6 protein-coding genes are annotated in these 10564 nt (G+C 66.4%); 3 read left to right on the top strand and 3 right to left on the bottom strand.

The genetic code is table 11. From position 1 onward, the window contains the following. Positions 1-90: 90 nt before the first annotated feature. Positions 91-1836 (bottom strand): Isoniazid-inducible protein iniA, encoded by a 1746-nt coding sequence (locus ACFVJ3_RS07820; protein WP_378451522.1) that lies wholly within the window; start codon positions 1834-1836, stop codon positions 91-93. A gap of 88 nt (positions 1837-1924) precedes the next feature. Beyond that, positions 1925-3349, bottom strand: a complete 1425-nt coding sequence (locus ACFVJ3_RS07815) for a hypothetical protein (protein ID WP_378451521.1) — start codon at positions 3347-3349, stop codon at positions 1925-1927. 227 nt (positions 3350-3576) lie between these two features. Between ACFVJ3_RS07815 and ACFVJ3_RS07810 the strand changes: the two genes are divergently transcribed. Next, entirely contained in the window at positions 3577-5097 is a 1521-nt protein-coding gene (locus tag ACFVJ3_RS07810; protein WP_378451520.1) for an Hsp70 family protein, read from the top strand. 101 nt (positions 5098-5198) lie between these two features. On the opposite strand, the gene ACFVJ3_RS07805 is transcribed toward ACFVJ3_RS07810, so the two are convergent. Further along, the gene (locus tag ACFVJ3_RS07805; protein WP_378451519.1) at positions 5199-8402 is read right to left on the bottom strand and encodes a heterodisulfide reductase-related iron-sulfur binding cluster; all 3204 of its coding nucleotides are present in this window, start codon (positions 8400-8402) and stop codon (positions 5199-5201) included. Positions 8403-9020: 618 nt separating this feature from the next. Between ACFVJ3_RS07805 and ACFVJ3_RS07800 the strand changes: the two genes are divergently transcribed. Both ACFVJ3_RS07800 and ACFVJ3_RS07795 read left to right on the top strand, forming a co-directional pair. Beyond that, the gene (locus ACFVJ3_RS07800; RefSeq protein WP_378451518.1) at positions 9021-9467 is read left to right on the top strand and encodes a hypothetical protein; all 447 of its coding nucleotides are present in this window, start codon (positions 9021-9023) and stop codon (positions 9465-9467) included. A 293-nt stretch (positions 9468-9760) separates the two neighbouring features. After that, on the top strand, positions 9761-10432 hold the full coding sequence (locus ACFVJ3_RS07795) for an ammonium transporter (RefSeq protein WP_378451517.1): 672 nt from the start codon (positions 9761-9763) through the stop codon (positions 10430-10432). Positions 10433-10564 lie beyond the last annotated feature (132 nt).

Here is a 10564-nt window from a genome sequence, read left to right as displayed (position 1 = left end):
GCAGGACAACCTCGCCTACGACCCGGACAAACACGGCGCCCTCCAACGACTGATCGCCCACCAACAACCGGCGGCTTGACACAGGGCAACTCATGCCGCCACCTGCCCCGCGAATCCGGCGGCCTGCATTCGGATCTGCCGCAGTGTGTCGAGTTCCGTGCGGATCTGCGCCGACCGCGTCGCACGGTGATCGTCGTGCATCTTCGACGCGTCCGTCGCCGCACGTAGGGAATCGTCGACGGATCGGAGCATCTCGTTGGCCAGGTCGGTGAAATGGTCGCGCAGGACGCGCTGCACCTCGCGCAGCCGCTGCTTCGACTCCTTGCCCACCTGGAAGATCACATCGTCCATCAACCGCGACACCGCCACCTTCGCCTCCGCCTGCCTGCGGGCGGTCCGCGCCTTGCGATCCTCGCGATACGTGTTGGCGCCGAGCAGAACTCCCGCGCCGATCGAGAAGGGATTCACCAGTGCCAGGCCCGCGAGGCTCGTGACGAGTCCGACCATCAGCACGCCGCCGTACGACCCACGCATGCTGGAGAGGACGCGTTGTGTGAAACCCTGCGCGCTCTCGAGGGATTCGAGGGTGTTGACCGGTTCGAGCACATGATCCACGTTGCCGATTCGGAGCGCGGGAACCGGTACCTTGCCGTCCTCGGCGAAACGTTGCGCGACCGAGAGGGCGAGGGCCTGCGAACGGGTGTGGGCCGTCACGAAGTTCTCCCGCACACACGTCGCGATCTCGCCGTCGAGCCAGGAACCGAACTCCTCCCATCGCGGTGCCGGGTCGGACTTGCCGATGTCCTCCTCGGCCGCGCGGATGACGGTGCGCAGACGATGACGCAAGTCGTGCTCGATGTCCGTCATCAACTCGATCGCGCCGTCGGCCAGCGTGTACTGCCAGTTCGCGGAGCGCTGCCGGAGCTGATCCGCTGCCGCGCGGGCCCGGGTCATCTGTTCGAGCAGCGCGGCGCCACGCTGCGGATCGCGCAGCGCATCCAGTTCGGCGCTCAACGACAGCGAGAGATGGTCGGTGACGGTGCGAACATCGGCGATCACCGAATTGCGGAGCACGACGTCCGCCTGTGCGACGACCTGATTGCGCAGGTAGTCGACCAGCTGCGGGATGCCGGATTCGACGTCGAGCGCGTCGTCGCCGGCCTCGCGGGCGTCCGCGTGCATCAGTGCGGACACCGGTAGCAGCGGCAGTGGTAGGTCAGCATTCTGCAGGTGGGTGCGGTTGGCCTTCTGGATGTCCGCCCAGTGTGGATAGAAGTCGATCTTGTTGACGACGCAGATCACCATCGGGCACAGCTTGTGGACCTGGGTGAGCAGAGCGATCTCGGGTTCGGTGTATTCCTGACTCGCATCGGACACGAACAGCACCGCATCGGCCGTGGGGACGAGTGCCAGGGTGTCCGCGGCGCGGGCGGGAGCGTGACCGGAGAATCCGGGTGCGTCGACCAACACCAGACCCTCGGCCAGCAGGTCGTGGGGGAGAGTGACCGTCGAATCCGGGTCCGACGCGACAGGCCCGTACTCGACGACTACCGGCTCGTGGCGGGACTGCGCCGCCGCCGACACGTCCGCATCGACGAGCGCACCTGCCACCGAACTGACACCCTTGTCGGTCAGGCCGAGCACCACGACCCGCGTCCGCGGATCGGCGAGACGAGACTCGGTGTGCGACAGCCGGCTCAGGAGATCGCCGCGACCCGCAGTTCGGGTGAGCGCCGCGAGCTGCGCCAGCAGCGCCGCCATCGACGCCGTGGTCTCGGCAGGAAGATTCGGGCGCGAAGGGGTGGTGACGGCTGGGGATTCGAGGGTGGCGTTCATGATCTCCGCAAGAGTGGGTGACGGACGGTCGGGAGAGGGGTGTGGCGGGCCCACGTGCAGGGGAGTCGGTGGGCCCGCCACGTCGAGGTCAGAACACGTGCTGGTCGACGGTCGTCGTCGCAGTCAGGCTCTGATCGTGGGTGTCGAGAGTGGTGCCGGCATCGGTCGTCAACCCCGACGCGAGGCTCGTCGCGCTCGTCGCGTCGAGTGACGGGCCGGTGTCGAGCGCGGTGCTGGAGTCGTAGGAGGTGCTGGAGTCGTACGTGGTGCCGGAGTCGTTTGTGGTCGCCGTGTCGAAGGTCGTTGCGGTATCGGTCGCATTCGTCAGGTCGGTCGTCGTGGTGTGGGTGATCGCGCTGTCGGTTGTCGCGGTGTCGTTGCCGAAACCCGTGTTCGAGGACGTGTGATCCGCCGATGAGACATCAGTGGTCGCCGCGGTGGTGGTGACAGCCGTGGACGGGCTGGTCTCCTGGGACTGGCCGAGGTCGGCGGCCGGTGCCGTTGCTGCGGTGGTGGTCGCTGTGGCCGTGGTGGTCGCCTCCGGTGTCTGGGTCGCGGTGGCCGTCGCATGGTCGTCGGTCGCGGTGGACGATGCTGCCGTCGTCTGGGACCCGCCGAGATCCGCGGTGGGTGCGGTCGCGTTCTGCGTGGCCGAGTCGGACGCCGTCCCCGCTGCTCGCGTGCCCTCGTCGGCGGAGGTCGATGTGGGCTCCGAACTCCGCGTATTCTGCTGATCCGCAACCTGATTCTGATTCTGCGTGGATGTCGCGGACACGGACGCCGGTTCGGTGTTGGTCTGCCGGATCGTCGCGTCGAGGGGCTGCGACGTCACCGCCGCATCGGAGTGGGTCGATACCGGCGTCGCCGTGATCGGCTGGGCCCCGGACGTCGCCGTTGCCGGCGCCGCACCCATGGCCGGACTTGCTGCAGCAGGCTGCATGGCGGCGGGCGACGTCGGTGACGACACCGACGTCGTCGGCGCCAGAGTCGACGGCTGCGTCGCAACCGGGTTGCCCTGATTGAACGCGGGCTGAGTCGCGGAAGCGCCGGCCTGGTTCATCGACGACTCGCCGCGACCGGCGTTACCGAACGAAGTCGATGGGCCGGCCTGTGCATTCTCGTGGCCCGCGGCCGCAACATTGTGGGTGTCGGTGCGTTCGTCGTGGTCGGTGGCGTTCTGGTGGTCCTGGTTGCTTGTGTCATGGTGTTGGGTGTCTTGACGGCCCTGGTCGGCGGTGTGGTCGTCGCGGCCGCTGTTGTTGTGCTGTGCTTCGTGGCGGGATTCGTCGGACGGCTGCGAATTCTGCTGCGGCGCAGCGTGCTGAGCAGCTTCTCCGCCGGAGGGGTTCGCCGGGCGGAGGTCGCGCAGGAGTCCGTCGAGGCCGTTGCGCAGAAGGTCCGCCGCAGGGGGTGCGCCGCCCAGGTCGGGCTGCGGTGCCTGCACGATCGCGGCGTGCGGGGCGGGGACGTCGTGATCGAGGACGGCCGATGGGTGGATTTCGCTTCTCGTCATGAGTGCTCCTTCATCTCGGGGTTGCCCCCTTCGAGGCGACTGCCGACGACGTTATGGGCCGTTCCTGGGAAGACCATGGGAGGACGCTGCACCTTCCCTAGGGGCCCGCGAAGCCCACGTACACAGGAACATCGCAGGAAGCACACAGCGGTCGGCACAGGAATGCGGTCTAGCGTTTCGATCAGCAGGGAAGGCACCTGCCGTCACCACGGAACGGAGATCACGACATGCGGACATCGATGGGGATCAGTATGGGTTCCGACTCGTTCGTTTCCGCACAGATGCACAGTGAATCGCAGACGCACCAGGAGCACGACGGATTCACGGTGGTGCGGCACTCGGCCGAACTCGCGCTGTCGTCGAGCAGCCCACCCGCACTCGGCCCGCACCGTAGCGGACCGATTCCTCAGGGCAGCATCGTGTTTCGTGATTTCATCGACAGGGTCGGTGATCCCGTTCCGGTGATCGGCGACGACGGGACCCGGACCCCGGCCGTGCAATTGGTGACCACCGCGCTCGACTGCCTCATTCGTGGCCGCACCCCGGCGCTCGACCATGTGGTGGTCGCGGCTCCGGCGGCCTGGTCGGGATACGCCGTCGAGGAACTCGAAGACGAGATCCGCCGCTGGGGTCTCCAGCAGAATCGCACCGTCACCGTGATCCCCGAAACCACTGCGGCACTCGCGTGGATCTCCCGGGTCGAGAAACTCGACGACTTCGCAACGCTGCTGCTGTGCGACGTCGGGGCCCATTCCCTCGACCTGACCCTGGCGACGAGGCGCGGCGCCGATTTCGGCGTGGTCCGATCGACGCGGAGCACTGACTTCAGCGGAGACCACGCCGACCGGCTGCTGATGGGACATGTGGTGGAGCTCGTATCGAGCGCGAACCCGGACGTCGACGTCGACGATCCCGCCCACCGCGGTGCGCTGACCGAACTCGCCGCCCGCTGCCGGATTGCGAAAGAGCGGTTGTCGCAGGACACCTCTGCCGTGGTGACCGTCGAGCTTCCCGGGATCCGACGCCAGATACGTGTCATGCGTTCCGAATTCGAAGAAGTCATCCGCGGAGCACTCATCCGCGCCGCGAACATGGTGGCACGTGAACTCGAACGTCTCGCCGAGACCGGCACCCCCGTCGACGCTGTCGTCCTCCTCGGCGGCGGAGCAGCGGTTCCGCTCGTGACGGAACTGCTCTCGACGGCCGTGGACGTCCCGCTCGTCGTCTCACCCGAGCCGGCGACGGCGTCCGCCCGCGGCGCGGCGGTGATCGCCGAGCGGGCATCGCTCCAACAGTCGGGTTCCCGGGTGATGTCGGCACCGGGACCGCGGGTGAAACCACTGGCGGCGCCGCGACCGATCGTGGCGGCAGCGTCCTCGCGCGTGCTGCCTCCGTCCGCATTGCCCGAGGCGCCGACCCGGCGTGTCGCGCCGACCGCAACAGTCGTCGCGGTGCCGACCAGTGTGCCGGTGAGGAAGACGCCGAGGTCGGGTATCCGGGGATGGATGGTCGCGGCGAGCGCCGCCGCGCTTATCCTCCTCGGCGCAGGCGCGGCGGCGACCCAACTGATCGGCCAGGACGACACGCCCTCCGCGACGACCACCACAACCTCGTCCGTCGAACAGGAATCTTCCGCCGACGAGACTGCGCAGGACGACACCGTGCAGGAATACACCGTGCAGAACCCGGCGCCCGCCCAGCCGATGGGCGGCGGAACGCCGGGACGCGGCGGCACCGGACCGCGGTAGGTCAGATCTCGGTGAGTGCGCGAGCCGACAGTGAGGTCGTCACGGAAAACGGCAGCGCCCCCACCGATCACGGTGGGGGCGCTGCCGTTCACTGCTGTCGGCTAGCTCTTCCGGCCGGGTGCCTTCGCGCCTGCCTTGAAACCGAGTCCGCCAGGCTTGGCCGCTGGCGGAGCCTTCACCGTCTCCGGTGCCCTGCCGTTGGATCCGTCGCCGTTCGACTCCTCGACCTCCGGAGCCGCGGTCTCGGTTGCCTCGACCTTCGGGGCTTCAGCCGGGGGAGCCTCGGCCGTCGGTGCCTCGGCCGTCGGCGCTGCGGCCTTGGGGGCTGCGGCCTTGCGGGCTCCGGGAGCCTTCGCGCCGCTCTTGAAACCGAGCCCACCGGCCTTCGCCGCCGGGGGAGCCTTCGCCGCCTCGGCCGCGGGGGCCTCCGGAGCGGAGGAGGTGTCGGCGACCTGCTGTTCGGCAGCCTGGGGTTCGGCGACTGCCGGCTCGGCCGGAGCGTCCGCGGGAGCGGCCTTCGCGCCGGGAGCCTTCGCTTTGCCCTTCATCTGCAGACCCTTGCCCGGTGCCTTGGCGCCGGACGCGAGTCCGAGTCCCTTCGGCTTCACCGCGGGGGCATCCTGAGCAGGGGCTTCCGCTGCGGGAGCCTCTGCCGCCGGTGCATCGGCGGCCGGAGCGGCGGCCTTCGCGCCGGGAGCCTTGGCGGCACCCTTCATCTGCAGACCCTTGCCGCCCGGTGCCTTCGCGCCGCCGGCGAGTCCGAGGCCCTTGGGCTTGGGTGCCTCCGCAGCGGGCGCCTCCGTACCGGCATCGGCCGGAGCGGGAGCAGCCTTCTTGGCGCCGGGAGCTTTCGCCCCGCCCGCCATGCCGAGCCCCTTACCGGGCGCCTTGGCGCCGGCAGCCTTCGCCCCGGGTGCCTTGGCCAGGCCCTTCATCGCCAGGCCCTTGCCCGCCGGAGCCTCCGTGGCAGCCGGCGTTGCAGCGGCCTCCTCGACCTCTTCGACGCGCTCCTTCTCGACGACCTCAGCCTTGGCCTCGGCCGCGGCCGGTTCGGCCGGCTTCTCGCGGGGGATGACCTTGATGTTCTCGCTCAGCTTCTCGGGCTCGAGACGCGTGATGGACGAGAGCATCAGCTGGGCGACGTCGACGACCTCGACGCCCTCGCCCTGGCCGGACTCCTGGCGAGCGGTGACACCGTCGGTGAGCATGACGCGGCAGAACGGGCAGCCGGTCGCGATCTTCTTCGGATCCGTGCTGAGCGCCTCGTCGACCCGGTCGATGTTGATGCGCTTGCCGATGTTCTCTTCCATCCACATGCGGGCACCACCGGCACCACAGCACATGGACCGTTCGCCGTGACGGGGCATTTCCTTCAGCTTGGCGCCGGAGGCCTCCATCAGCTCGCGGGGAGCGTCGTAGACCTTGTTGTGGCGGCCGAGGAAACAGGGGTCGTGGTAGGTGACGTCCTCACCGACGGACGCGACCGGAATCAGCTTCTTCTGGCGGACCAGGCGGTTGAGCAGCTGAGTGTGGTGAACCACCTCGTACTCCCCGCCGACCTCCGGATACTCGTTGCCGAGCGCGTTGAAGCAGTGGGCGCACGTGACGACGATCTTGCGCTTGCGCTGCTCGACGCCGTCGAAGACCGAGTTCAGCAACTCGATGTTCTGCATGGCGAGCTGCTGGAACAGGAATTCGTTACCTGCGCGGCGAGCGGAGTCACCGGTGCACGTCTCGTCGGCGCCGAGCACCATGAACTTGACGCCGGCGGTGGCGAGCAGCTCGGCGACGGCCTTGGTGGTCTTCTTGGCGCGGTCCTCGTAGGCGCCGGCGCAGCCGACCCAGAAGAGGTACTCGTAGTCCTCGAAGCTGTCTGCATCCTGGCCGAACACCGGGATCTCGAAGTCCATCTCGTTGATCCAGTTGAGACGGTCCTTGGAGTTCTGGCCCCAGGGGTTGCCCTTGTTCTCGAGGTTCTTGAACAAGCCGGCCAGCTCGGACGGGAACTCCGATTCGATCAGCACCTGGTAGCGGCGCATGTCGATGATGTGGTCGACGTGCTCGATGTCGACGGGGCACTGCTCGACACATGCGCCACAGTTGGTGCAGCTCCACAGCGTCTCGGCGTCGATGACCGGGGCCAGCTCGCCTTCGACGGTTTCGCCGACCAGCTTGCGCTCGGCCTCCTGGCGCGCGGCCTCGGGGATCGCGGCCAGCTTCGCCTCGTCCACGGCGCCTTCGCCGTTCACCAGGCCGACCTCGTCGCCGCCCATGTCCTTGCGGCCACCGGCCAGCAGGTACGGGGCCTTCGCGTAACCGTGGTCGCGCAGCGACGTGATGAGCAGCTTCGGGGACAGCGGCTTGCCGGTGTTCCACGCGGGGCATTGTGACTGGCAGCGACCGCACTCGGTGCAGGTGGTGAAGTCCAGCCAGCCCTTCCAGGAGAAGTCCTCGATGTTGCCGGCGCCGAACGTGTCGTTGTCGGGATCGGCGTCCTCCATGTTGATGGGCTTGCCCTGGGACATCATGGGCTTGGCCGCACCGAGGGCGACGTCGCCGTCGTCCTCACGCTTGAAGTAGATGTTCGCGAACGCCGCGAAGCGGTGCCAGGCGACACCCCAGGTGATGTTGCGTCCGACGACGTAGAGCCAGATCATGCCCGACATCAGCTTGACGAAGGCGAAGAACGCGACCATGTTCGGGCTCGCGGGCAGCAGCTTCGCGAGGTTCATCGTGAAGAAGTCGGTCCACGGGTTTGCGTGGCCGTAAGTGGCGATCTTGCCGGCCTTCACGAAGATCATGCCCAGGCCCTCGATGAGGACGACGGCCTCGACGAAGTACGCGGCCTTGAAATCGGAGCCACTGAAACGGGACAGCCGGGCGGGCACGCGGGGGTGGTTGAGCTGGCGGATCACGATCAGCGTGGTGATACCGATGACCGTGCCGAGGCCCAGGATCTCATCGATGAAGTGGTAGACGGCGGTGTTACCGACCAGCGGCCAGTGGAACGCCGGGTCGAATGTCTGCCCGTACGCCTCGAACCACACGATGGCTCCGAGCATGAAGCCGACCATGACCAGCCAGTGAGCCCAGCCGACGGTGCGGAACTTGCTCATGCGGGTGTGCGCGATGAACTCGATGCACATCTGCTTGAAGCGCGGGAAGAAGGGCCGCCATCGGTCGGGGGCCGACTGGCCGATCCGGACGACGTTGACCATCTTCAATGCGCCAGTGATGAAGGAGAACCAACATACGAGGCTCAGCAGCACGCCGATGGTGCCCAACGTGATCGTCAGGGCATTCATGTCGCGGCCTTTCGTTTCAGGGCGGCAGGGCGGCCACCTCGGGACTGCTCGTGATCCTAACGCTTGCTAAGTTACCCGTTAGTAACTTAAGTAGCCTACCTGTGGGTAACTTACCGGTGTTCAGCGGGATATCTGCAGCTGGGGCGCCGATGGGGCATGTGGTGCATGCCACAATCGGACTTTCTCTTCGCCACGTTAAAGGGTCGGAATCGGGGCGTTCGCCCAAGGTCGCCCTAACTTCGGCCGACAGCCGCCGGAGGCCGTCCGGGCTGCTTCGTGAAACTGCTCCGGAGGTCGTTTTCGTCACGAATTCGAACCGGTTGTATTGCGGCCGGATAACGACGGCTAAATAGTCTGCGGGCTCACGCCGGGCTGCCGAAAATCTTCCCGAGTGACGTAATTCATGGCGTGTAATTCGCGCGAATTACTCTCATCCGGTGTGCTACTGGCCGGTAACTTACAGGTGCGATGAATTTTTCGTCAATGAACATTTCGGCCGTGATTCCGCTGTTACTCTGAGCGTGTTTTCCGGCCCTGGCCAGCGGCCGCCCGGTTGGCCGAGCAGTGCACTTCGATCACACCAGAACTTCGTCGGGACCCTCCTGAAATGAGGCATCAATGATCGTGAGAAAAGCTGCAGTGACGGCAAGCATGGCGGTGGCCGCCATGGGTCTGGCCGCCGGAGTATCACATGCGGGACCGGTCGCAGCACCTGCTCCTGCGGCGCCTGTTCCGGCAACGGCCGCGCCCGCGGTTCCTTCGCTGCCGTTCCACGACGTCGCGTCCCGCGAGGAGAATGACAGGGCGTTCGGTCAGTTCGGTGCACAGGTCGGCATTGCCGTTACTGTCGGAAGCCTGATCGGAACCATTGCCGGGGCCGGAATCGGCTGTATTGCAACACTTCCCGCTGGTTGTGTCGCCGGACTCGTGACCGGAGCCGGTATCGGCGGGGTTGTTGGAACCATCGTCGCCGGCGGTCCCACTCTCGGGGTCAGTGCGTACCAGTTGTGGGAGACGTACAACGCCGCTCCGGGGACGTCGATCTACGCGGATAGGGGCGAGTAGAGCCCTCGCCTCACCGCCCGGCCCCGTCGTGACTCGTACGGCGGGGCCGAGTCGTGTGTGCAGGGCCACCCGCAAGGAAACCGACCGGTTCCCCGCTTTGTGTCTGGATAACTGAATCAGTGACCGGTGCCATTCTTGGAATTCGGTCTCGGTGCCGCCCGAGGGCATAATTTCAAAGCCCCTCGCCGACTATTTTCCGAGCGCTTTTCTCGACTCGTGACTCAATTGGGATCTTTTACATCAGCAAGTTACTGTTTAGCAACGGATGGGGTTGGACTTAAAAGGGGAACCGAATGAAGTTGCGTCGAGTCGTCACGACATCGGCTTTGGTGGCGAGTGTCTTCGCCGCAGGATCCGGGATTGCGGCTGCTGATCCGGCTGAGCCTCAGGGGCAGATCGGCTACGAGACTCGAGTGGAAGATCGTGCCGTCGTCACGAAGATCGACGCGGGTGCTTTCGTGGTGTCGTCGGACGGGCAATCTGTTGCGCTCGAAGACGGCGCCGGAAATGCGGTTGTCTCGCTGCCCCTCGCGTACCGCTTCGATGGTCTGCAGTTCCCCTTCGATGAGAAGGTCAGCGAGGACGGCAAAACTCTCACTTTGACCCCGGTCGTCGATCGCGCGAAGGCGACGCCGATCGCCGATGCTGACTTCCCGCTGGGCGACGTTGCTTCGGTCGAGGAAAACACGCGTGCGCAGACTAATTTCGGTCAGCAACTTGCACTGGCCTCGGCAGTCGGTGGGCTGGCCGGCACCGTCGTCGGAGGCGCGATCGGATTGGTCGGACTGATTGCGGGGCCCGTCGCGCTGGCGACCGTCCCCATATTCGCGGCAGTCGGCGCGATTGCCGGAACTGTCATAGTCGGTGGGCCGACGCTCGTCATCGCGGGTATTCAGCTGGCCCAGACTCTGACGGCGCCCGATGGAACCACGATCTGGGCGAAGAACGGCAAGAGCGCGAAGTAGCTGGTTGTAGGGGCGCAGGCGCCCAGGAGAGGTGTGAATATCCATGGCGGAACTGTTTGGCATCCTGGCCGACATCTTCGGTTACGTGATCACGATCGTGACTGTCGGACCGAAGCTGTTCTGACGTCTTCA

This window comes from Rhodococcus sp. NPDC127593 (genome assembly GCF_042671975.1).
GTDB lineage: Bacteria > Actinomycetota > Actinomycetes > Mycobacteriales > Mycobacteriaceae > Rhodococcus_F.
The sequence above is the reverse complement of the archived record's forward strand: the minus strand, read 5'-3'. Positions and strand labels throughout refer to the sequence as shown.

Excerpts from the sequence above, each read along its gene's own strand:
- ACFVJ3_RS07820 (WP_378451522.1), bottom strand. The coding sequence starts at position 1,836 with ATGAACGCCACCCTCGAATCCCCAGCCGTCACCACCCCTTCGCGCCCG.
- ACFVJ3_RS07815 (WP_378451521.1), bottom strand. The coding sequence starts at position 3,349 with ATGACGAGAAGCGAAATCCACCCATCGGCCGTCCTCGATCACGACGTC.
- ACFVJ3_RS07810 (WP_378451520.1), top strand. The coding sequence starts at position 3,577 with ATGCGGACATCGATGGGGATCAGTATGGGTTCCGACTCGTTCGTTTCC.
- ACFVJ3_RS07805 (WP_378451519.1), bottom strand. The coding sequence starts at position 8,402 with ATGAATGCCCTGACGATCACGTTGGGCACCATCGGCGTGCTGCTGAGC.
- ACFVJ3_RS07800 (WP_378451518.1), top strand. The coding sequence starts at position 9,021 with ATGATCGTGAGAAAAGCTGCAGTGACGGCAAGCATGGCGGTGGCCGCC.
- ACFVJ3_RS07795 (WP_378451517.1), top strand. The coding sequence starts at position 9,761 with ATGAAGTTGCGTCGAGTCGTCACGACATCGGCTTTGGTGGCGAGTGTC.